This is a genomic window from Paenibacillus suaedae (genome assembly GCF_032337355.1).
Taxonomy (GTDB): domain Bacteria; phylum Bacillota; class Bacilli; order Paenibacillales; family Paenibacillaceae; genus Paenibacillus_B; species Paenibacillus_B suaedae.
This window is the reverse complement of sequence record NZ_JAVYAA010000002.1, coordinates 428,295-452,786: the sequence shown is the minus strand read 5'-3', so window position 1 is coordinate 452,786 and position 24,492 is coordinate 428,295. Positions and strand designations below refer to the sequence as shown.

Genomic DNA, 24,492 nt, shown 5'->3' with positions numbered 1-24,492 from the left:
ACCCGACTTGAGATAATCTTATCTAAGTCCGGGTCGCGTTATTGTTAATTTCTGCACTTCGTTGTTCATAATAGCGAGAAATGGAATGCGCTACTTATATTCAGAGACCAATTAAGAGCCAATCCGAATCTTGCACAAGCATATGTCGAGCTAAAGCAGAGCCTAGCAGCATTATACAGCAATGATGAACTCGCTTACATCGCAGGAAAAGAAGCATTTGTGAAGAAGGTAATACAGGACTTTCGTTTGAATAACTCTTAGATCAGAGAGGGAAGTGATTCAGTATGAAATCTCCTGGCGGATCACTGTTTCCTTACTATTACAAGGGTGGGGAAATCCATTGCCTGAAGTACGGAAGCCATTATTCGAATACTGAAAAGCTGTTCGAACTAATGAAGCAAGAAGAGGAATGTATCCTTCACACCAACAGGAGATTGAAGATATGGGTGGATTTTTATAAGACCTCGATTACGGAACAAGTACTGCAGCAATTTATCGCGCATATTACATACATGCATTGATAAGCTTTCGATAGTAGGGTTAACAAGATTCAATATGTGGAGATTGAAAAGAAGAATGAAAAAGTCGGGAATCAGACTGAACATTTCCTTCTACGAAGATCCTGAAGATGCAAAAACATGGCTCGTAAGTGATTAGAAAGAATTCTATAAATAGATATAAGAGGTGGGAATTAGAATGAAATATCATATTAGACCAATAACGGAACAAGATATCTCTTTTTTATGGATAATGCTATATGAATCTTTGTATGTACCGGAAGGCAAGGAATCCTTCAGCCTTGATATTATTAACGAACCTTCCATTTCGAAATATGTGGAAGATTGGGGCAGGGAAGGCGATCTGGGTTATATCGCTGAAAATGCCGAAGGAGAATCCATTGGCTCTATCACGGTGAGATACTTTAGTGAGGATAAACGAGGGTACGGATTTGTAAGCAGCGAAGTGCCGGAACTGGGAATGGCGATTCTACCGGCTTATCGTGGTCAAGGATTAGGAAGCGCTTTAATGAAGAAATTATTTGCTGGATTGAGCGAGCAGCGAATTGATCGCGTATCCTTAAGCGTAGATCCAGACAATGCGGCAGCCGTGAAATTGTATCAGCGATTCGGGTTCAAGGCAGTAGGTGAGGTGGGAACGTCCATCACGATGCTGGCTCAAGTAAATAGGGCATGAACAAAGGAATATGAATAGGAAAGAGATACATAACGTACTTGATAACTAGACTAGCATGAGGAGATCAACTATGAAAAAACTATCTATCCATCCTGTCACGCGGGATAATTGGGAGAACGCCATTCAAATCAAGATTCATGAGGAGCAAGTGCCTTTTGTTCCTTCCATTTATGAAGCACTGACGTATGCATATATCAAGCCATGGGATGAGGCGCTGGATCCCTTTCTTGTATGTGATGAAGGGATTACGATCGGATTTTTCTACATCAGTTATACGCCGAATAGCGCAGATAATTACTGGATTGGCGGCTTTCAAATCGATAAGTCTTGCCAAGGAAAAGGATACGGCAAACTGGCATTGGGAGGAATCATTGAATTTATTCAAGAGACTCATCCCAAGTGCAGGTTGATCTCCTTGACGGTCGAGCAGGACAATAAGCGGGCTCAGCGGCTTTATGAAAGCTTCGGCTTTGTAAACCAACAGGAGCATAATCAAGACGACGAAGTCATTTACCAACTGGTTCTTGAAGGATCGTAACGCATGAGACCTCAGATCATGTTACATCTCTTTTCTTCGCTGGATGGCAGATTGACGATATCTCCTTACCGCAATGTCAGCGAATGGATGGCGTCGGGATCGATGGATGATTCAATTAATAGCGGGTGACAGCTATTTTGCGTGCTAGAAATCAGAATGAATGGAGAGGATGCTATGAAGTATTTTTTCGGAATTGTTCCGCCTTTGAGCATTTATGAAAAATTGATGTCGGTGCGCAATCAATACCATTACTCTGGGGTCGAACCGCATATTACCGTTAAACTTTCGTACGGGACAGGAACGATGTTGCCTGTGAATTGGATGTCTGAGTGCAAGAGTATAATAGAAGGATTTCGTTCGTTTTCCGTATCCGTTGGCGAGCTTCACTATTTCGGTGATAAGGACGTGTTATATATAGGGGCTCACTCTCCCGAATTAACCGAATTACATCGAAAGCTTGTCACCGTATTTGAGCCGACTGAAGAACAAACGACGCGTTGCTTCGAATTGGACTTGTATATTCCGCATATTACGGTGGCCAAAAAATCAAGCTTATCGGAAGAGATTCTTGAAAAAATGGAGAGAACACTTTCTCCACATTTTCAGGATAGACAAACCTTTGATGTTCATGAGATCCGGCTGTATGCGCGGGACGATCAGAATAAGACGTTTCAGAAATATGAGGACATTCAGATGACACGGTAAGTTAACATAGAGCTGCCCACAAAATAATCATAAAGGAAGATGCCTCATGAAGTTGGAATCGCCACGATTGCTTATTCGTGATTTGCAGAGAGATGATTGGCTAGACGTACATGCATACGCCTCCAATCCAGAAGTAACGAAATATATGCTCTGGGGACCGAATTCCGAAGCAGATACGAAAGCATATATGGAGGAACAGTTCGAGCAGCAGCAAACTGCCGAGCGAAGCCATTATGAGTTCGGCGTTATATTGAAGGATACGAATACATTCCTTGGCGGATGTAGTATATACCCGCAGGGGAGAAATGCCGAAATCGGGTATTGCTTCAACCCTGATTATCACGGAAATGGATATGCGACAGAAGCGGCGCATGCCTTGCTCAGGTTTGGATTCGAAACCCTCAATGTGCATCGCATTTATGCCACTTGCCGTCCTGCTAACATTGCCTCCGCAAATGTCATGAGAAGAATCGGCATGAAGCAGGAGGGGCATTTGAGGGAGCATCTATGGAGCAAAGGGATGTATCATGATTCCTATTTATTCTCTATTTTGGAGTGCGAGTACGATTATTCGAACAATCCTGGGAGCTAACCTTCTTGTAAGCAGATCGGCGGCTCGGGCCAAGGCTCTGGATGACTTGTCCTGTATCGGGGTCAATCGCAACTGAAAAATCATAAAAGTGATCGCTGAACCCTTCCATCCAGTCTACTAGATCCTCCGAATAGAACCAGAACGAGAGGATGCGGGAATCGGACTGTTGTGCCAGACGCTCCTCCCGACAGTCTATGGAACAATTGCTGAGATCCAGACCCAACTCATCCGCCTTCGCCTGAGCCGCTTCGATCGCCTTCATCAGATGTGCGGTATAGGTACGATCAATATTAAAGATACTGTTTGGAAATTGCCTATTTTCACACGTCATCGCTATCTCCTCCAATTGTGTCAACTCTCATGCTACTTCTGTTTATTCAAGTTTTCTGGTTACAACTTTCTATTTTTTATAGTAAAGGATAGAAGGCCAAATGAGAAGTAATGGGTTAAAACGCTATTAAGGCTGCATGAGAAGGGGGAATTGAATTTGAATCAATTGAGAACGGAACGAGAAATGATGGACATGTTCATCGAGTTTGCCAAGCAGGATGATCGTATCCGATTAGTGACCTTGGAGGGCTCGCGCGCACGAACAAAAATATAATCCCTGATACATACCAGGATTGCGATATTTCTTATTTTGTGACCAATCTCGATTCCTTTAAAGCAAACGATCAGTGGTTGGACGTCTTCGGAGCTCGCTTAATGATGCAAAAACCAGAGGCCATGGAGTTGTTTCCGCCCGAACTTGGTAATTGGTTCTCCTATCTCATCTTGTTCGAGGACGGCAACAAATTAGACCTGACACTGATCCCACTGAACGAGGTCGAGGCTTATTTTGCTAATAGTGACGGCTTGGTTGAGGTGCAGCTTGATAAGGATACGCTTGTTCCTAACGAAGTTGTGCCGAACGACCACCAATACTGGATTAAGAAGCCGACCGCAAGAGAATTTGATGACTGCTGCAATGAATTCTGGATGGTATCGACCTACGTCGTAAAGGGGGTGGCGCGTAAAGAAATCCTGTTCGCCATTGATCATCTGCATGAAGTCGCCCGGCCTAATTTGCTGAGAATGATGGCTTGGCACATTGGCGCAGAACGAGGTTATACCTTTAGCGTGGGGAAAAACTATAAGTTTATAGATCGTTACTTGCCACCTGAAGATTGGGATACGTAACTCGCATCTTATGCTGAGAGCAGCTACCCAAGCATGTGGCAATCTTTATTTACGTGCTGCGAGCTATTCCGAAAATACTCGAAGGCTGTGGCTGAATATCACGGCTACCCGTATCCGGATTATGAGGAAGTGATAACAACATATATGAGAGAAATTTACGAATCGTTGTCTTGATGACCGCTACTATACCTAATAATGAACATCAAAAAGCAATTATTTGAATGAAGATGCGATTTCTGCAAGTGAGATCCATGAGCCATCCCAATAAGTACACATTGATATATTGCGAAGAGAATACGGTATATCTGTTATTCGTACGGCCCGTTTTTCCCATAAAAAAATCCCCTCTGGTCTCCAACGTTTAAGTCTATCTTACCAGAAGACTTTTTTACGTTGTCTACCATGAGGGGATAATAGGGGATAATACCACATTAGGCGGTTTATTCTGAACTAGTTTCCCGTTAGCATATTGCAAATCACTGGCAGTGAAACATAGTTTAGTGCTTCAAACTTTTACTGACTTGTGTTGATTGACCTCCTTACTCTTTTTTCTTTATTTCTTGTGCCCTGTATAATGAAAGCGGCATAGATTAAGATGGCGATCGAATCGATTAACGTATTCGTAAGTGCCGAAACATCATAAAATGCGGTTACACCGAGAATGACCATTAGACGGATGAGCAGAAGTGACACGATCATCCACGCAGCAAACAGGATCTTAGATTTCTCGCTTTGAAAAGACAGGATAATGAACACGATGCCGAAAACCAGATTCTCAGCGGTGATAATGTGCCAGACATACGTAAATGTTATCCGTGTATCCAAGGCTATATTATTCACTAAGAGCGTCGGCAGTACAGCGGATTGCCCGTTCCATGCGTGCGTAACCGCAAAAAGTATTGCAAGAACACCGGCAATCAAACAATAATAATTCTTAATTCTGATGCCCATCACAATCCTCCATAATTATTTGAGGTTCCTTCTTGTGAAGATCCCTGTAAATCTCCCGAACAAACATTGCCAGCCGCTCGTCACTTTCATGATTAAAGTCCCTTAGCGTTTTAACTGCTATGTCGAGCAACTGACAGACCTTTTCAAGATGTGCGATCTTATTGTGTGTTTCTGCTTTCTTGGCATCAAGGAATTCAGCGACATCCTGGCAATAAGCAGGATCTACACTCTGCATTCTGTGGAACTGAAACTTCCCCTTGATTTCTTCTAGAGAAAAGTCCGCATACTGCATGATTTGAATATTCATCAAATCGACGATGTCGTCCCTAGAATACCTGCGATAAGAATTGTTTCCTCGAGACGGCGATACGATTCCAATACGGTCATAATACCGGAGCGTATCCTTCGGGATACCGAGTATCCGTGAAACCTCTTTTATAGAATATTGTTTTTCCATACATTCAAAATAACATTGGAGCAGACTCCAATGTCAATCGTTTTTACTATCTTTTTGCACGAGATATTCTTGCAATCCATGCAACACTATGCTGCCCATTACTTCAATAAAAAGATTAACAACACAGGTTAACAAAGCCTATTTAAAAGAAGTAATGAAATAAGAAAGGCAATGGGTTACAATTCCAAATAAGGACTTGAATAAGGGCAACGCTATACGCAATTCCTAATGAAAGATTATAAAAAACGACAAAACATAGTAAGGAATGATCATTTTGAAGCATAACGCTCAATTTACAGTATACGAAGGGCAGGTCAACTACATTATTAGCAGTATGGAACAAGCCGTAGGGAAGTTACAGATAACGGAAGAAAGTATCAAATTTAAGTCATACAAAGTGACTATGATCCAAGAATCCTTTGAAATAAGAAGAACTGATATCAAAAAAGTTGAGAAGAAAAAAACGATGTACATAATGCAAAACAAACTAAAGATTTATTTGAAGAGCGGTAAGGACTATACAATAACAACATGGGAACAAGAAAAAATATATAACATATTAACTAAAGACGATAAAGGCAAAGAACAGTTGAAAGTATATCAGGGGAGTTAGGAACTGCGTATAACAACATCTTCACGCCGCAGGGGCTTTTAGCTCTTGGTTGTCAGATGCTGAAAAGCCAGACAACACACGGCCCGACCTAAGATAAGAGCTATCTAAGGTCGGGTCGTAGATACGAGAACGATAGACGAAAGTTCTACAAGAGATTTATATCAAGGGATCAAATGGAGGGGCTCATATGTTTATTCATAAGATAAACGATGATATTCAATTAAAAATACTCGAAATACGAGATGCGAATGAACTGTTTCTTTTATCTGATAAGAATCGGGAATATTTAAGAGAATGGTTACCCTGGGTTGATAGAACTGTAAGTGTAGAGCAAACAAAGGAATATATTCAGTTTTCTCTAAAGCTATTTGCTGAAAACAATGGATTTAATTTGGCTATTTTTTATAAAAGTAGAATTGCTGGTTGTATTGGATTACATAGTATAGATTGGAGTAATAGAAAGACTTCAATAGGTTACTGGCTGGGAGAAGAATACCAAGGAAATGGAGCTATGACAAGTGCATGCAAAGCACTAATTAATTACATATTTAATGATCTGGCTCTAAACAGAGTAGAGATTAGAGCAGCTGTATTAAATACGAAGAGCAGGGCAATTCCTGAAAGACTTGGATTTCTTAATGAAGGGACAGTTAGGCAAGCTGAATGGCTTTACGATCATTTTGTAGATCATGTAGTCTACGGGATGCTGAAAGAAGAATGGAATAAAGAAGTAAAGTAACTGCTTTTTAGCGTATTCAAGAAGGCAGAACATTCGTCTAACAACATATTCACGCTTCGAGCCACTCGGCACTCGGGATCAGGTGGACACATCTGCGAGGCAACTGCGCTTCGCGCAGCCGGTTCGATCATGGCCTCACCTATCTTTTCATACCTTAAGCCTCTCGACGTCGTGAATACAAGAACGTTATATGAAACCAGTCGAAAGACATTTGAGAAAAGGAGTAATAAAAAGATGATCATAAGGGAAGTAACTCAAAAAGATGCAAGTCAATTAGTTGTTTTGCATAAACAATTAGATAAAGAAACGAAATATATGTTATTTGAGCCTAACGAAAGAGAATTGGATGAAAATCAACAATTAAAGGTGATTACGTCGTTTCTTGAATCTGATAATTCAAATATCTTTGTTGCAGAGTACAACGATAGAATAATCGGACATTTAACGGTAATTGGAGGACATGCAAAGAGAATAAAACATAGAGCGTATATCGTTATTGGAATATCAAATGATTTTACTGGTAAAGGAATTGGAACTGATTTATTTAAAGCTATGGAGAAGTGGAGATTAGCAACCAATATTACGCGAGTGGAACTAACAGTTATGACGCATAATGATAATGGAATAAAATTATATAAGAAGACGGGATTTGAAGTAGAAGGGGTAAAGAAAAATTCGATAATAATCGATGATAGATTTGTAGACGAGTACTACATGGCTAAGATTTATTGAGCTAACTCTGAGAAGTGGCTGGCATCATGTTTCTCATCTATTAACGCTCTAATTGATCATTTCTGAACACTACTCAACTCACGCAGGTTTTAGATAAACCACTATTCGTAGATTTTAATCATAGCATTGAGATCAATATTGAAACGTGAAAAGTATGTTCTTATAGAGATGTTATTTAGGGACCAGCCCGTAGGAGTTGGGATTACTGACCAAAAGGGAGAAGGTCTCCAGGCATTTATTGATTACTTTTATTTATATGGTCAATGCCGTATACATTTCAAATGTGTTGAAACATCCCAGCTTTTTGTTATCGATGGTATATCTAAAGTTTGAGGGACGCATTTCCGGATTTTCTAATAGTGATCGTGAGAGACAGAGACACTATTCGTTCATGATATTATTAAATATCCCATTTTTATTGGTAGTTGACTTATGAGGGATAATATGTTATTTTTTGTTATGTATTTTTAATTAGATTAGATAGACCATGTCAGAGATAGGACTTAACTTTTGAAGTAAAATACTTAATCGTTGTTAAGGCACGTTAAGTGTTTAATTGCAAACTATGTAATATGTAGTGCGAGTGAATTCGCGCGAACGGGCGAAGCTATGCTCGTTGGCGATTTTTGAGCTTTGATGCTTAATGTATAAGAGAAAAGAGTTGAAACTTAATAATTCATTTAGAAGTAGAACTAGGCATCGATTGTTGGTCATGAACTAACAGTTTAATCCTGGTTTTTTTGCGTTAATGGACTATTTTCACAGATCTTCAGATATTACGAGGGAGGCACTTTTCAGGATCAGTGGATTTGGAAATGCTTTTATCATTTTCATAATTAATCAATCATTTGGTAGAGAAGACAATCTGACGAACGGTCTTCTTTTTTTATTTTGGGCTCGGAATTTTGATGTATGCTTATGGTCAACGTTATACAACTACCAAGCTTGTTACATTAACTAGCAATATGGTCTATGAAAAAAGAGCGGATCTGAAAAGGGAATAGGGGCAGTAGCCTTTTTATTTCCGGTTATGTCTCCAAACTTACTTTCTTCCACGATTTAAACATATGTCTTTGTATTTCTGTACATGACGGGGCCGCTCAATGGGATTTTGAACGCATATTCAACATTGTTGCGGTGTCGCATTTTATGGAACTGTATAAAGGTGCTTTCTGCTGAAATAAAGCAGCTTCAGGCTAATTTGATTGTTATGTAGCTACAACATGAGTATGGAGCTGTCGTCTGTGAAGAGGGTAAGCGAATCAACTCATAGATGGAGCTAAAATCTCCATTGCCACTTCCACTGTTAACATATATCCAAGTTTATTAGTGATCAGTTCAAGTATCTCTAGAAAGGGGAACTAGCCTTGATTCAAAATAATATTTTAAATCTTGTAGGAAATACACCCTTATTGAAACTTGCGATGTCAGAGCTTAAGCAGCTCAATATATTCGCAAAGCTGGAGATGTTTAATCCAACGGGAAGTGTGAAAGATCGAGCAGCGTCCTATATCCTTAAAAAATTGCTAGAAGATGGAACTATAAACAAAGACACAGTTATCATTGAGTCTTCTTCTGGTAATTTTGGACTTGCTCTCTCGGCGGCTTGTCGTTGGTTAGGCTTAAAGTTTTATTGTGTAATTGATAAAAATACAATGCCTGACAATGAGTTGTTGATCTCTGCATTAAGCGATAAAGTATTCAAAATCACGGAACCAGATGAGTATGGGGGATATCTTCTGAATCGGATCAAAAAAGTAAAAGAGTTGGTAGAAACTATTCCCAACTCTTATTGGATCAACCAGTATGAGAACCCGCTAAATGCCGAGGCTTATTATCATACACTGGCTAGTGAACTAATAGAGTCTGTAACAAAGATTGATTATGTATTCATGGGGGTGAGTTCAGGGGGGACGATAACTGGGGTTTCTAACCGTATTAAAGAGTATTTTCCTGAATCGCGAATTATAGCTGTTGATATTTATGGTTCGGTAATTTTCGGGTCACAACCTAAAAAAAGGAGTATTCCGGGAATTGGATCTAGCAAGTACCCATTGATACTTAATAAGGCCAAAATTGATGATCATGTAATGGTTAGTGAGTTGGAGACGGTTAATATGTGCCAGCGTTTGCTAAAGGAATATTTTATTTTGGCAGGGGGGTCTTCGGGATCTGTAATGTCAGCTATCTTAAAGTACTTCACACAAAATTTACCCGACCGCGAAATCAATGTAGTTACAGTTTTCCCGGATCGTGGAGATCGATATACAAGCACTATCTACAACCCGGATTGGAAATTGACTAGTGAGAAGGAGATTGAACACGTTATATCTAAATGAGGAGGATTTTTTATAAGCATTGGAATGGAGGGTGAGCCATATAACTTCTCAATCAATCGGAACTATTGGGACAGGAACGATGGCAAAAGTTTAGCAGCAGACTGCATACTTCCTCTATCGCAAAAAAATGGCTTATGCCGGGAGATTAGATTGTAAAAGAACGATCTGCAGTTGAAAGAGTCAATGCGTAGGACTATCAATACAGGAGCATATGCTTCGCCCATCATCATGCACAAGTAGCATTGTCAAAGAAGAGAAGTATTGTTAACCAGGAAAAGGGTTCTGCTCTGAACCAAGTCCCCTATCTGCAGCTTCCAGTTTTTCCATCAAGCATCGAAATTCTCAAGCGGGATTTGTGTATTATTCCCAGGGATTCTCGATGATTTTGCCTTTTGAAGCTATCCATAAAAATAGAGGATGATGACAATGATGTTAGTGATTGTAAAAGTTATTGCATACTTCTTCCTTTGGACGCTGTACTCGTACAGCGTACATCGGCTAGCACATATTCCCCATAAGAAAAATTTCTTATATAAAATTCATATCGTACATCACCGTGTCAAATATGGGGATTCGAATTGGCCCGAGTTTTCAAATTATTTCTTCTGGTTCGGAAGTTTTAAGGCTTCGCTGGATATTTGGCTTACTCTGACGTTACCCTTAATTGTCCTCGTCTTCATCGACCCGGTTCCAGGGGGCATATTGTTAGGATTTCATTATGTTTATGAAGTGTTTTTGGCTGGCAAGGTAGTCGATCACAATCCAAGGATAAGGGGTATCATCACCCGATGGCTGTCGATCGGCGCCTACCATTTAAAGCATCATGATCTATATAAGTGCAACTACTCTTTTTTCATTACCTTGTGGGACCATATCTTTCAAACAACCGACAAGAAATTTTTGGGGGTACGAGGTGCGAAGGGGAGAAGAGAAAATCTTGATGAGAGATACTGACCAAAAAAACATTCCAGACGTTATATTCTAGAAATTAACCGGCAGGAACTCGCGCCTATTCTGATAAGGAAAGGTTTGAAAATTCGTGATCATACCTCATTATGCTGATTATCATTATCCGCTAAGTCATCCTCAGAAGAGAATCTGGTATACCGAAAAACTATATCCCAATACTAATATTCATCATATTTGTGGTATCGCAAATATCTATGGACAGATAGACACGGATATGTTGATGCAGTCGATTCGGTCGGTCATCGCTGGCAATCAGGTATTTCGGTTAGTCATCTCAGAGGAAGATGACGACCCCATGCAGACCGTATCCAAGGATGGTAAGCACAGGCTGCAGTTTACGGATTTTAGCACAAAAGCCAACCCACAACAAGTGTGGGATCAATGGTTGCAAAATCAACTTCGTCTGCCGCTTTCGCTAGATGGACAACAACCCCTTTATCGATTTGAAGTGTACCGGCTAGATGAGAAACATTACGGTATTTTTGCCAAGATACATCATTTGATTTTTGACGGCTGGTCGCTTCCGCTCCTGACGGCAGAGATTTGCAACCATTATGAGCGGTTATTTCGCGGCGAGGATGATGCGATACAGGAAGATCAAACGTATTTACAGTTGATAAATCAAGAACAGAAATATGCACAATCTCCTCGTTTTGCGAAGGACCGTGCTTATTGGTACGAAAAGTTTCAGACGATTCCTGAGCCTGTTTTTCATATGGGCTCCGACCGACTTGAAGCGCAGCGGGCATCCTATGCGCTGGACAGGGAAATCACTTCGTCCATACATGATTGGACACAAAAATATAACTGTTCACTGAACGATTATTTTGTTCTATTAATGAACCTCTACATATTCAAAATGTATGGTCAGACAGATGTAACGATAGGTTTGCCTGTATACAACCGTTCCGGTCCAGCAGATAAACAAACTATTGGCATGTATACAAGCACAATGCCCGTACCGTTCCATATTCAACCGGAGGCTGCGGTGTTGGAGCTGTTATCCGCTGTCAAGCGCGAAATTCGCACCGGTTATGTTCACCAGAAGTATCCGTTCGACTTGTTGATGCAGGATTTACAGTTGAAGAAAAGAGGCTACGAATCCTTGTTCCAACTGTCGGTCAATTATTATCCATTTGTACCGAGCAATCAATTACTTGATCAGCCATTCGAGGTCATACAATTGCATTCGGGCTATCAACAGCTTCCATTGCAGTTGGTGATAAAGGAATGGGCAGAAGGAGAGTTGATGCTGGAATTTGATTATCGATGCGCCATATTCAGCAAACAGGATATAGATCTAATGTTTGATAGAATAATGAGGATCGCTACGCAAATCATGAATCATCCGCAACTGATGATTCAGCAAATTTCTCTTTTATCGGAAGACGAGCGGTATAGGTTGTTGGTTGAATTTAACGATACAACGCAATCGTATCCCGCAAACCACAATGTTGTGGAGCTGTTTGAACAACAAGTGCAATTAACGCCGGAACGCATAGCTATCAGTATGTATACCAAGACATGGAACTATCAGGAACTGCATCGGCAGGTTCTGCGACTAAGTGTACGCTTGCGGCAGCTCGGCATAGGTTCCGGGCACAAGGTGGGTGTGTACGGAACGCATTCGATGGAGCTGGTGGCCGGAGTGCTGGCTATTTTGAAAGTCGGAGCTGCCTATGTGCCTATCGATCATGCATATCCAAGCCGACGTATTAATGATATTTTGCAAGATAGCACCATAAACTGTATGGTACTGAATCGGGAACTGCCAGCAGATGTGGATTACAGCGGGACTATTCTTTGGCCGGAGCAACAGGATGAAGATGACGCAGCAGTTTGGACAATTACCGGACCGTCGGCAGGTCCGAGTGAACTTGCTTATATGATTTATACTTCCGGTTCAACCGGCAAGCCGAAGGGCGTTATGATCGAACACAGCAATCTGACGAATTACATCTGGTGGGCTCATAAGGTTTACATGCGGCAAACACCGGAAGTCTTCGCTTTATATTCTTCATTGTCATTTGATTTGACGGTTACGTCTATCTTTACACCGTTAATAGGTGGGCATGAGCTGAGAATTTATAGTGAATCAGACCATGGTTTTGTATTGTATGATATCTTGCGAGATAACAAGGTTACTGTACTGAAACTGACGCCTGCGCATTTGTCTTTACTACGTGAGCAATCGTATACACAGAGCTCTATACGCACTCTGATCGTAGGCGGTGAGAATCTGAACACCTCAATCGCCAAGGAAATAAATGATTGCTTCGGTGCAAATATTCATATTTATAATGAATACGGTCCGACGGAAGCTACGGTAGGCTGTATGATTCATAAATATGACCCCCTAGAGGATACTGATGTTTCTGTACCGATCGGCAAGCCGGCGGCTAATGTGCAGTTGTATGTGCTGGATGAGCATTTGCAGCCTGTACCGACAGGCTGCATTGGAGAATTGTTCATATCAGGTGCAGGAGTGGCAAGAGGTTACTGGAACCGGGAGCGATTGTCGGAAGCAGCCTTTGTACCAAATCCGTTTCATTCGCAGCAAAAGATGTATCGGACAGGCGATTTGGTTCGTTTTACGGAGCGCAATCATCTGGAATACATGGGCCGCAAAGACCGTCAAGTCAAATTGAATGGGTACCGTATTGAAATAGGTGAAATCGAAACGGCATTATTGGAAATTGATGAAATTTCCAATGCAGCCGTGCTGGGATACCGGATGAACGATGCGGAGCATACGGATCAACAGACTGTAAATGCAGGTAAGAGTGACCAACGAAGTAAGCTTTGCGCCTATCTGGTAATGAAAACGCCTGTAGAACTGGCAATGATCAAAACAAAACTTGCCGCCAAGTTGCCGTTGTATATGATTCCACAGCTAATTGAAGTGAACGAAATCCCGTTAACGATTAATGGTAAAATCGATTTTTCCAAATTACCAGTGCCGATAATGGAGCTAGAAGTATCTGTGGAGTCTAACAAGGACGAGCTTCAGTATCTGTATTCAGTGGAACAACAGTTGTTAACCGACACGCTGCAACAGCTTTTGAATATTCCGGTTGTACGATTGGAGCACGAGTTTTTTCAATTAGGTGGCGATTCCATTAAGGCGATTCAGCTATCTTCCAGAATGAAAACAGCAGGATATGTCCTAAAGGTCAACGATATTCTGACATATTCGCGAATCGGCGATATGGTGGCTTACCTTGTCAAAGATAAAGGCGCAGAACAGGAAGATCGTCATCGAATAGCGGAGGGGGTCTTGAAGCGTTCTCCCATATACGAATGGTTCTTTGATCAGCAATTGACTCAGCAGGATTATTATCATCAATCGGTACTATTGTCGCTGGATGCCTCGGTTACATTGGAAATGATAGAATCGGGCCTGCAAGCGCTAATTGTTCATCATGACAGTTTGAGATTAAATCTGAATGATGATCGTGTTCTTTTTTATAATCCTGTTCATCTGGATCTTCCTCTTCAGGTGCAACAACTGGATTTGTCGTCCTTGTCGTATGATCAGCAGCTGGAAAGGATCGAAGCGGCGGGCAGTACATTAAAATCGTCATTTGACTTGCAGTCTGATCTGCTGTTCAAGGCGATTTTTTTTGAACTCGGGAGTCAAGGCGCAAGGTTGCTGCTAACAGCACATCACCTAGTAGTTGATGGTGTTTCTTGGCGTATCTTACTGGAGGACTTGATTACCATCTTAACGGCAAAGAAAGACGGTCATGAAGCTGTACTGCCAGCTAAAACATCATCCTACCAGCAATGGACAGAGGAATTGGAACACTATGCTGCTTCGTTGACTTCCAAAAGCATATCTTACTGGAACGAAATATTTGATGACTGGAGTGGAGGAAACGCACCGAACGTCCGAGCGGTGGAAAATCGCCACACAGCTACCGTGACCAAACGGTTAAGCGCAGATTGGACGAGTCAATGGCTGCTTCGCGCCAATGCCGCGTATCACACGGAACCAGTTGATCTGCTAATTATCGCACTAGCACAGGTAGTGCAACAACTGGATACTGGTTCTTGCATTCTGCTGGAGCTGGAGGGGCATGGAAGAGAGAGGTTTAGCGAGGCTGTGGATGTATCTCGAACGGTAGGCTGGTTCACAAGCATTTTCCCAGTTCGGATTGAACTGCCTGCCGCTGATCTAGAGCAGCAGATCAAACTAGTCAAAGAACAGCTACGCAGTGTGCCGAATAAAGGTTTCGATTATTTGATAAGTCGGCATTTACAGCCTTCATCCATTCTTTCAATGTTAGAATCACCAATCGGGCAGATGATCCGATTTAATTATCTTGGTGATTTTGTTTCCTTATCCGCTCCTGGTCTGTTTGCACTGGCGGAAGAACAAACCGGTCATAATAATGGGCTGTTCAATGCCTTTTCGGTCCGACTGGATGTTAATGCGATGACGATTGGAGGCCAGCTTCGCCTTTCGGTGACTTACGTAAAAGAACACTTTACTACGGAAGCGATGGATCAGCTAATTCATGCCTGGCATGACCAGTTGATTGCCATTATCACACACTGCACAGCCCGGCAGTCGGCAACATATACGCCCTCTGATTTTGAGACGATCGGGCTGGACCAAGCAGAGCTGGATTCTTTGTTTATAGACTGATTAAATTTGTATATAGAAAGGAATACTTCCATGTCAAACAACTCGTACTACAAGGATAAATTTGAGAATCTGGAAATGTACCAACGCTTGATTCAGTATTGGAGTATTTTGTTTGATAGACGTGAATCAATGAACATATTGGATAATATGAACTTTAATGTTCATCTCTTTCCAGAAATCTTCACCATGGACGAAATTTCTGCTTTGCATCAGATAGAGCCGGGTTACACATCTCCCGACGGTTATACCGAGATGAATGCGTTGATCCGTAGACTGGAGCTGGCAAGACTGTTACAGAATGCCCCCCAGCGGGCGGAAATTAGCTACAGGCTGGTAGAGCAAGCCGGTATAGGCTGCGGGAACGGTTGCACCAATGTGATGAACGGTGTTATTAATTCAATTTTGAAATTAAAACAGGTTGAAAAAGGACTGGAGCATCCGGAAGTGATTCTGATTTTGCCCAACTATACGGTCTATGCAGCCCAACTGTCGAATCTGAACGACAAGGCAACCTCTAAATACGTATATACACAACGAGAGAATAATTATCTGCCCACCAGTTGCGAGATTCGTAATGCGATTACACCCTCTACAGTCGCGGTAATCATCACCTACCCTAACAATCCTGCCCAATCTACCTATGAGGGCGAGAATGTAAGGGAGTTGCAGCAGATCGTAGAATTATGCCAGGCCAATGAGATTTTCTTGGTGGTAGATAATATCTACCAGGACTTGATCTTCCCTAAAAGCCGCGGCTTTACAGAAATTTTTAATCTGACGGATAAGCTTGATTACGTGATTAAAGTATATGGTTGTTCCAAAGATACACCGTTTTATTCCGGTTTCCGTACGGGATACTGGTTTGGTGATCCGCGGATTGACGAGAAATACAAATATTTTATTTCATCGATGGAAAATAGCATGAATACCCACTCGTTGGTCTATTTTGCGCTCAATCTGTATTTCAAATATAAGCTGATTACCGGAGAAGAACCGGCGCTGGAGGATATGAAATTATTTGACCAGGGATTATTCGGCTGGAGTCAGAATGTGGATGAACATCTATTGTTTAAAAAAATGCAGGAGCTTAAGCTGTTTGCGAAATATCAATCCCGCATTCAGCTTTCGGATAACATACAGGCCGATGCGCTTCGACGTGTGACCGAGTATGTGAAAGGATCGAAAGTATTTGTGGATTATACCAATCAACAGATTGGCAATGTATTCTTCATTAAAGTGAATCCCGAGTATCGGTTTGACAATGATGATGAATTCTTCAAGAAGCTGTTTTATGAAGTAAACTGTGGCATTCTTCCCGGCAATGTATTTGGTATTTTGCAACGACCTGATGAAATTTGGTTCCGTATTACTCTGATTCATGACCGTGTGGACAATATTATTCGCTATCTAAGCAAGATCGAAGACGTTTTTGCCCATTCAGCAATTATTTAATCATGCAAACATACGGGAGGTCAGTATGGCCCAAAAGGTAAACAATCAGAACATTGAAGATATTATTGCGCTGTCGCCTACACAGGAAGGCATTTTGTTTCATTGTTTAAAAGAACCAGAGGTGCCGCTCTATTTGAGTCAAGTGGCATTGCATATTACCGGTGAACTGGATGCAGAAATATTGCAGAAGGCACTGAATTGGATGGCAGTGGATAATGAATGTCTTCGCTCTGTCATTCGCTGGGAGAATCTAAGTCAGCCTGTTCAAATCGTATTAAAGCAGCAAAAGTTGATCCTGAGCCAAGAGGATCTGTCCACCTTGTCTCCGGCCGATACAGAAACCAGGTTGAGTGAAATTGGACGTCGTGAGCAGAATAACGGCTTCGATCTCACAAAAGGTCCGCTGCTGAGGACTGTATTGTGCAAGAAAGATGCGAATAGCTATACCATTCTATTGCAATTTCATCACATTATACTGGATGGCTGGTCATTGGGACTGTTTTTGAGTGAATGGCTGCAAACCTATGAATTGCTACTACATGATCAACATGTAAGCCGCAGCAGTAAGCCTGCCTATATGGCGTACATCAAATGGCTGCAACAATATGATCATGAGCAGGCTCGCCAATTTTGGCAGACCGAATTGGAATCTTTAAGCTCGTATACGAAACTGCCGTATGCGCAGCAGACGAGAACACAGGGTGGCGACATTCATAAGGTAGAAATCGATCTTCATAGCATTTTTCCTCAAGTAGAGGAATTCTCGAGAGCGTATAGCGTATCGGCCAGTTCTATAATGAATGCTGCTTGGGCACTTCTCTTGCAACGGTACAACGACAGTAATGAGGTCGTGTATGGCCTGACCGTTTCAGGCCGCCCGGATGTACTTCCTCAGGTGGAGCGGATGATAGGTTTGTTCATCAATACCATTCCTGTCATTGTAAGTGAAGCTGGTGATTTGTCGATAATTGATTATATTCGACACATACATAATAAGCTAATTCACTATAAAAAGTCCGAAAACCTACCTCTAAGCGATATTCAAAGTATTTCCCGGATGAAAGGCACGGAGACGCTGTTTAACCATATTCTGGTATTTGAAAACTACCCTCTGGATATGCAATTGCTGCAGGGCTCTTTTAGCAGCTTCAACATTATCGGATATGAAGAATACGAGGTTAATCATTACGATTTGACCGTATCCTTCCTGTTGGCTGGAAGGCCGATGCTGAAGCTGGAATATCATTCTGATCTGTTCGAACAATGGATCGTACACAAGATGGGAGAGCATTTTATTTCGATATTGCAACAATTTATGAATCAGGCTGAACTGCCGGTTGCTGGAGTGGAGCTATTGACGGAAGTTGAGAAACAACAACTGCTGGTGGAGTTCAACCAGACGGACCGAATGGACCTGAAGCAGGACAAAACCGTATATCAATTTTTTGTTGAGCAGTCTCAAGCCACGCCCGAATATACGGCTGTGGTCTTTCAAGAAAGCAGGCTGACTTATTGTGAGCTGGCCCAACAGGCAGAGCGGCTGGCTGGTTTTTTGCGTGATCGGGGAGCAGGCGAGGGCAGGATTATCGCTTTGCTGATGGACTGGTCGACTGATTTAATTACCGCCATTATGGGAGTGCTTGGTTCGGGGAGTGCTTATTTGCCGATTGATCCAAGTTATCCGGAGGAACGTATTCGTTATATTGTCGAAAGTAGCAAGGTTAGCATTATTGTAACCATGGAGCAGTACCAGGGGGTTGCTGCCGCGATGGTTAGGACTACAGTAGTGCTGGAGCAGGGCCACTGCCGGCTAGTTGAGAATACTGCCGCTGGTCAATCAGTTGCAGCAGATCATGGGGGCGTTGATTTTCCACTGGCGTATGTCATTTATACATCTGGTTCAACTGGTACGCCCAAAGGTGTAATGATTGATCAGCGTTCTTTCACTGAATTTGTATTATGGACGCTAGAAGAATATGATCATACCCCAGGATATCAGGTGCTGTTGTCCAATTCCTACGCATTTGACAGTTCCATTCAGCAGATTTTCTCGCCGCTTGTTTCAGGTGGAACACTGCACTTGCTTCATCCGGACGTACGCAAGAATGCCGACCAGTATATGGACTATTTGCAGAAACACCGGATTAACAGTATTGATGAAATACCAGTGCTGATGAATATGCTGGTGGAGCAAGCAGAAGAACGGAGCGAGCGCCCTGTATTGCCTGATCTGACCTCATTGTCTCTGGGCAGCGAATATGTGCCGATCAGTCTGGTGCGCAAATGTCGTGAGATATTGAATCCTACCGGGAAAATTATTAACGGTTACGGCCCTGCGGAGACAACGGTAGAAACAAGCACCTATCATTTTGACGGTAATTCTGAGCATGAGATTTCATTGATAGGCAAACCGCGTTCTAATCTAAAAATATATATAGTGGACCGGAACAACCGCCTGTGCCCGATCGGCATTCCCGGTGAAATTTGTGTTAGCGGCACAGGGCTGTCGCGCGGATATTTGGGCCAGCCGGAACTCACAGCCGAGCGCTTCATTCCGAATCCGTTCAGCGATATTCCTGGAGATAAAATGTACAAAACCGGTGATGTGGGCCAGTGGCAAAAAGACGGCAATTTACAGTACCTCGGTCGTGTGGATAATCAGGTTAAAATCCGCGGTTATCGGGTAGAGATCGGAGAAATTGAAGAAGCATTGCTACAGCACCCGCAAATTCAGGATGCAGTAGTCGTGCTACAGGGAAAAGCTCTGAATAACCCTGTATTATGCGCTTTTCTTAAATCTCGAACAGAGCCATCAACAGCGGAATTGCGGCAGTTCTTAGCGGATAAGCTGCCGAGTTATATGATCCCCTCCTTTTACCAATACAGTGAAGCCTATCCGTTATCACCGAACGGTAAAATTAATCGCAAAGCATTGGAAAACACTGAAATTGTTCGCACGGGTGAAGACTACAGCGAACCGCGTCATGAATTGGATCAGAAGCTGGTTGATATCTGGAAGAATGTGCTGAACCTCTCCCATGTTGGGATTCAGTCCAACTTTTTTGAACTTGGCGGAAATTCAATTCAGATTATGCGGCTGTACAACCTGCTAAAAAAAGAACTGCCTGAAATAAAACTAGAAATCAGTGATCTGTTTTCCTACAACACTATTGCTCAACTGGCAGATTATATTATGCAGCCAGCTGATGACATTCTTTCGGCACCCAAGAATAAAGATCGATTGGAACAATCTGTGCAACCGGGCGAGGGTAAGGAAACTTCGAAGGCCGGGCAGGATATTGCCATCATTGGTATCGGAATCCACCTGCCTGAAATAGATGGCCCGGACCAATTCTGGGATATGCTAGTGAACGGTCAAACGACCATCAGGGAAATTCCCTCATCCAGAAAATTGCTGGACCCTACCGGTTATAGGGATAAAAATTATTTGCGCTACGGTTATCTTGAAGGGATCGATGAATTTGACCCGCAGTTTTTCGGTATTTCACCAAAACTGGCCAAATCAATGGACCCTAACCAACGTATCATGTTGGAAACGGCCTACCATACGCTAGAAGATGCCGGTTATACACGCGAAGAACTGCATAATCGTCCGGTTGGTGTTTTTATGGCAGGAATAATTCCGACGTATTATCAATACCTGGATCTAAAAATAGATGAGTTAATGTCAAGCAATTTGCCTGCTAATCTGGCGGGAAGATTATCGTACCATTTCGGCTTCAATGGCCCTTCCATGGTGATTGAAACGGCTTGTTCGTCTTCGTTGACAGCGGTGCATACAGCAGTACAGGCTTTACGAAACGGAGAGTGTGAGCTGGCACTTGCCGGCGGCATCCATCTGGATATTGAGCCGATTGAGCGTGAACTTGCTATGGAATCTAATATTGTTTCACCTAGCGAGTGCTGTCGGGCATTCAGCGAACAGGCGGACGGAACAATCGGTGGAGAGGGCAGCGTATGTATTCTTCTGAAGCCATTGGAGCAAGCGGTACGTCATAACGATCGTGTATATGCAGTCATTAAAGGCAGCGCCATTACTCAAGACGGTGCAAGATCGAACGGCATCACTGCCCCAAGTCCTGATGCCCAGGCTGAAACCTTATTAAAAGCTTGGAGCAATGCTAATATTGATCCAACAACGATCTCTTATATCGAAGCGCACGGAACAGGAACCCGGTTGGGCGATCCGATTGAAATCAAAGGAATTCAAAAAGCATTTATGCAGTATACGGATCGTAAGCAGTTCATCCGGCTCGGTTCGCTCAAGTCCAATGTAGGCCACCTTGACAGCGCGGCGGGATTGGCTGGACTAGTCAAGACGGCGCTGAGTTTGCAGCATAATGAGTTGCCAGCTTCACTCCATGCCACACCGCTAAATTCGTTAATTCCATTTGAACAGACACCTGTCCTTGTAAACGGTACATTAAGTTCTTGGCAGCCAGTCGCTGGAGAGCCGCTTCGTGCCGGTGTGAGTTCATTTGGGCTGAGTGGTACGAATGTGCATATCATTCTGGAGAAATTCGAACCTCAATCGGTGTTGGACGGTCCACAGAATGGATCTGATCCGGATCAAGTGCAGCAGATCCCGTATCTGTTCACCGTATCAGGTTCAACTCCTGCAATTGTACAACGAAAGATAGACGGACTGCGGCAGCATCTTATGCATAATCATCAAGCTGCCCTTGCGGATATAAGCTATACGTTGAACTGCCGGCGCAGTCAGGATAATTATCGGTTCGCTGTGGTCGCTCATACTCGAAAGGAACTCATCGAACGGCTGGAACAGGCTGCTGAAATTCACGCCCGCCATGGACAAACAGAGGCAAGGGTCAGTCTGTGGCTGCAAGATTATATTCCGGGTGCGGAGCGGCTTTACGATCAATTAGTCCTGACAGGCTGGATAAACCGTGAGCAACGAGCGCAATACGATGAGTATATTGCTGCTTCAAGTGATGACCCGCAGCTTCGGGCCAGAGCGATCTATGCTTCGTTTCTGTACGCTATCGTCAGTCTATTGCAGGCAACAGGACTGAACTATGAGCTGAGTGGAATCGGCATTGGAGCAGCGGTCTCTAATGTTATGCAGAATAAAGGAACACTGGCAAATGTTACAGACGCCGCGTTGCATACGAGCTTAGCACAACACAATACGAATATGAATGAACAGCAATGGTTTGCACATAGAGGCATCCTGCTGACTGCAGGCGCAATACCCATTCATCAGCTTCTTGACACAGCATCCCAATCCACCGAGGGTTCGTCCATCCCTCCCCAGCAATGGGAAGCAGATGTGTTCGGTTTCACACAGGGGGATCACCAGTTGCTGACGGTACTGTCACATCTGTACAAAGCAGGCTGGAACCTTGATTTGACACCAATTCAGACGGGCAATGTTGTTTCCCTGCCTGTCTATCCATTCGAACGCAAATCATACTGGTTCGATATGAACTCGACAAAGCGCAAAGCGATTGAAGTTCGTCATCAAGAACAACAGGAAACAGGTGCCGTAACCAGTAAACTGCTGCATCGGCTGTATTGGAAACCGACTCAGCTTCAGCGTGAGCGCAAGCATCTATTACAGGGCGTCTTGCTGATAGTTGGCGAACACTCTGACTGGCAGGAACAACTGGCGAATAAATTCCGCGGTGAGGGCATGGATGTCGTACAAATGTATCACGGCTCTCAATATCGTCAGTTAGAGCGGCAGGTCTATGAAGTGAATATAAATGAAGAAGATCAAATCGCCGACGTATTGAAGCAATTAAGAGACAGCGGCCAAATTGTCAATACATGCATTCATATCTCATCCAGTCAACCGTTGCAGGATCGGATGGTTACCGACAGGAAGCAGTTGTCTGCGGTGGTTGACGGGATACTCGCACCTGCCTGGTATTTGACGAGGCAGCTTGCGCTGCATACGGCTGCCACACCGGCGCGGTTGTTCCATATTACTAGAAATGCGGACAAGGTTGCATCTGAAGACGCCATTGTTGACCCGCTGCAAAGTTTTATCGTATCTCTAAATCGCAGCGCCAATCATGAATATCCGTTACTGGAGTCGCGTTGCATTGACCTGGAAGCGTCGGAGTGGGCGAAGGATGTCTCATTACATCATATTTATAACGAAGTATGCTGGCATGATGAAACGAAAGAAGTGGCCTACCGGAATGGCACTCGTTATGTTCGGTATTTGAACGAATCTGTCCCTTCCAAGACAAAGCGGGAGTTGTTTCGCAATGATGGTGTCTACTTGGTTACAGGCGGAACCGGAGGCATAGCGACAGAAATATGCCGTGCGATCGCAAGCAAATATCGTGCCACTTTCGTGCTGCTGGGACGTACCCGCGAAGAGAATATGAGCCAGCGTCAGCTTGCCGATATTCGTTCCCTGGCGGAGCTAGGCGCTGATGTACAGTATTTTGCGGTTAATATTGCAGAACGCAATGAGTTGGAGTCAACCGTTGAGCGAATCTCCACTCAATACGGCAACGTCGACGGGGTTATTCATGCGGCAGGTATACTAGGGAAGCGGGTTTCGCTGCAAGAGGCAAGTATGGAAGATTATCAGGATGTATATGAAGCTAAAGTCTATGGGACGGTACTTCTGGATATGCTGCTGCGTGAACATATGGTTGATTTTTTTATGACCTTCTCCTCTGTAGACGCTATATTGTCAGAGAAAAATCTGGGACCCTATACTAGTGCTAATCATTTTATGGATCAATATGCGTTGCAACAAAGACAGCTTGGCCGGCAGTTTATATCTATTCAGTGGGGAGGATGGCAATTTACCGGGATGGGAAGCAAGAACGAAGAGCTGCAGTCCTCCCATATTCATGAAATTGCCCGTTTATCTCCACTTATTCTGGGTTATGACCGCAAGCAGGGGATTGGGGCATTTTGGACGATTACCGGTGCGCGGTCCAGTCATTTAATGGTGACTGGATTGGATGAGCAGGATTTGCAGGCGCTGGACAAGCAGGCGTATTTCAAACTGGAGCCCGATCTTAGGAAAAGGATGAATGCCTCATCTGCCAAACTATCCATAGCGGATATCAGCCTAGAGAGTATTGAGTCTACGGTTGCGCGTGTCTGGACCGAAATGTTGGAGATGGAGCAGGCTCCAGATGTGAACGAGAACTATTTCTCCATCGGTGGCGATTCGATTCTTGGAATTGATATTACTGTGCAGTTGTCGCAAATCTATCAATTGCAGCTAGATGCGAACACGCTATTCCGCTATGATACGATTCGGTCATTAAGTAGATTTATCCATGAACAACTCCAAGATGCTAAGCCGGTATCCAAAATTCGGTCTTCCATTCCGAAAGCTGTTCCGATGAATCAGGAATAAGAAACT

At 43.1% G+C, this 24,492-nt stretch carries 17 protein-coding genes and 1 pseudogene; 15 read left to right on the top strand and 3 right to left on the bottom strand.

What is annotated here, in order from left to right:
- The first annotated feature begins 51 nt into the window (after positions 1 to 51).
- The 6 genes from RQP50_RS29325 (at position 52) to RQP50_RS09620 (ending at position 3,029) form a co-directional block, all read left to right on the top strand.
- Complete coding sequence (locus RQP50_RS29325) at positions 52 to 261, top strand: GrpB family protein (RefSeq protein WP_394358391.1); 210 nt, start codon at positions 52 to 54, stop codon at positions 259 to 261.
- A 23-nt stretch (positions 262 to 284) separates the two neighbouring features.
- Complete coding sequence (locus RQP50_RS09640; protein ID WP_315745110.1) at positions 285 to 521, top strand: hypothetical protein; 237 nt, start codon at positions 285 to 287, stop codon at positions 519 to 521.
- A gap of 175 nt (positions 522 to 696) precedes the next feature.
- On the top strand, positions 697 to 1,194 hold the full coding sequence (locus RQP50_RS09635; protein WP_315745108.1) for a GNAT family N-acetyltransferase: 498 nt from the start codon (positions 697 to 699) through the stop codon (positions 1,192 to 1,194).
- A gap of 70 nt (positions 1,195 to 1,264) precedes the next feature.
- Positions 1,265 to 1,732 carry a GNAT family N-acetyltransferase gene (locus RQP50_RS09630; RefSeq protein ID WP_072728607.1) on the top strand — a complete coding sequence of 156 codons (468 nt, stop codon included), beginning with the start codon at positions 1,265 to 1,267 and terminating at the stop codon, positions 1,730 to 1,732.
- 174 nt (positions 1,733 to 1,906) lie between these two features.
- Positions 1,907 to 2,437 (top strand): 2'-5' RNA ligase family protein, encoded by a 531-nt coding sequence (locus RQP50_RS09625; RefSeq protein ID WP_315745106.1) that lies wholly within the window; start codon positions 1,907 to 1,909, stop codon positions 2,435 to 2,437.
- 46 nt (positions 2,438 to 2,483) lie between these two features.
- Positions 2,484 to 3,029 carry a GNAT family N-acetyltransferase gene (locus RQP50_RS09620; RefSeq protein WP_315745104.1) on the top strand — a complete coding sequence of 182 codons (546 nt, stop codon included), beginning with the start codon at positions 2,484 to 2,486 and terminating at the stop codon, positions 3,027 to 3,029.
- Here the strand turns inward: RQP50_RS09620 and RQP50_RS09615 are convergent.
- On the bottom strand, positions 2,983 to 3,360 hold the full coding sequence (locus RQP50_RS09615) for a hypothetical protein (protein ID WP_072728604.1): 378 nt from the start codon (positions 3,358 to 3,360) through the stop codon (positions 2,983 to 2,985). The two genes, RQP50_RS09620 and RQP50_RS09615, sit on opposite strands and share 47 nt — an antisense overlap.
- A gap of 165 nt (positions 3,361 to 3,525) precedes the next feature.
- Here RQP50_RS09615 and ant(6) point away from each other — a divergent pair.
- Positions 3,526 to 4,382: pseudogene (ant(6), locus tag RQP50_RS09610) on the top strand (aminoglycoside 6-adenylyltransferase).
- Positions 4,383 to 4,721: 339 nt separating this feature from the next.
- On the opposite strand, the gene RQP50_RS09605 reads toward ant(6), so the two are convergent.
- Together RQP50_RS09605 and RQP50_RS09600 are read right to left on the bottom strand one after the other, a co-directional pair.
- A complete protein-coding gene (locus RQP50_RS09605) occupies positions 4,722 to 5,159 on the bottom strand; it encodes a hypothetical protein (protein ID WP_175560662.1) in 438 nt (145 codons plus the stop codon).
- Positions 5,143 to 5,616 (bottom strand): MerR family transcriptional regulator, encoded by a 474-nt coding sequence (locus RQP50_RS09600; RefSeq protein WP_315745101.1) that lies wholly within the window; start codon positions 5,614 to 5,616, stop codon positions 5,143 to 5,145. Before RQP50_RS09600 ends, RQP50_RS09605 begins: the two co-directional genes overlap by 17 nt.
- Before the next feature lie 274 nt (positions 5,617 to 5,890).
- Here RQP50_RS09600 and RQP50_RS09595 point away from each other — a divergent pair, with 274 nt between their 5' ends.
- The 8 genes from RQP50_RS09595 to RQP50_RS09560 all read left to right on the top strand — a co-directional run bounded on the left by RQP50_RS09595 (position 5,891) and on the right by RQP50_RS09560 (position 24,486).
- Positions 5,891 to 6,229: a PH domain-containing protein gene (locus tag RQP50_RS09595; protein ID WP_315745099.1), complete on the top strand. Its 339-nt coding sequence runs from the start codon at positions 5,891 to 5,893 to the stop codon at positions 6,227 to 6,229.
- Positions 6,230 to 6,416: 187 nt separating this feature from the next.
- Positions 6,417 to 6,968 (top strand): GNAT family N-acetyltransferase, encoded by a 552-nt coding sequence (locus RQP50_RS09590; RefSeq protein ID WP_072728601.1) that lies wholly within the window; start codon positions 6,417 to 6,419, stop codon positions 6,966 to 6,968.
- 234 nt (positions 6,969 to 7,202) lie between these two features.
- The gene (locus RQP50_RS09585) at positions 7,203 to 7,700 is read left to right on the top strand and encodes a GNAT family N-acetyltransferase (RefSeq protein WP_072728600.1); all 498 of its coding nucleotides are present in this window, start codon (positions 7,203 to 7,205) and stop codon (positions 7,698 to 7,700) included.
- A 1,367-nt stretch (positions 7,701 to 9,067) separates the two neighbouring features.
- Complete coding sequence (gene sbnA, locus RQP50_RS09580) at positions 9,068 to 10,039, top strand: 2,3-diaminopropionate biosynthesis protein SbnA (RefSeq protein ID WP_227774518.1); 972 nt, start codon at positions 9,068 to 9,070, stop codon at positions 10,037 to 10,039.
- Positions 10,040 to 10,465: 426 nt separating this feature from the next.
- Positions 10,466 to 10,993, top strand: a complete 528-nt coding sequence (locus RQP50_RS09575) for a sterol desaturase family protein (protein ID WP_315745095.1) — start codon at positions 10,466 to 10,468, stop codon at positions 10,991 to 10,993.
- 85 nt (positions 10,994 to 11,078) lie between these two features.
- Positions 11,079 to 15,659, top strand: a complete 4,581-nt coding sequence (locus RQP50_RS09570) for a non-ribosomal peptide synthetase (protein WP_315745093.1) — start codon at positions 11,079 to 11,081, stop codon at positions 15,657 to 15,659.
- 129 nt (positions 15,660 to 15,788) lie between these two features.
- Positions 15,789 to 17,111 carry an aminotransferase class I/II-fold pyridoxal phosphate-dependent enzyme gene (locus RQP50_RS09565; RefSeq protein WP_227774516.1) on the top strand — a complete coding sequence of 441 codons (1,323 nt, stop codon included), beginning with the start codon at positions 15,789 to 15,791 and terminating at the stop codon, positions 17,109 to 17,111.
- A gap of 25 nt (positions 17,112 to 17,136) precedes the next feature.
- Complete coding sequence (locus tag RQP50_RS09560) at positions 17,137 to 24,486, top strand: non-ribosomal peptide synthetase (protein WP_315745091.1); 7,350 nt, start codon at positions 17,137 to 17,139, stop codon at positions 24,484 to 24,486.
- Positions 24,487 to 24,492 lie beyond the last annotated feature (6 nt).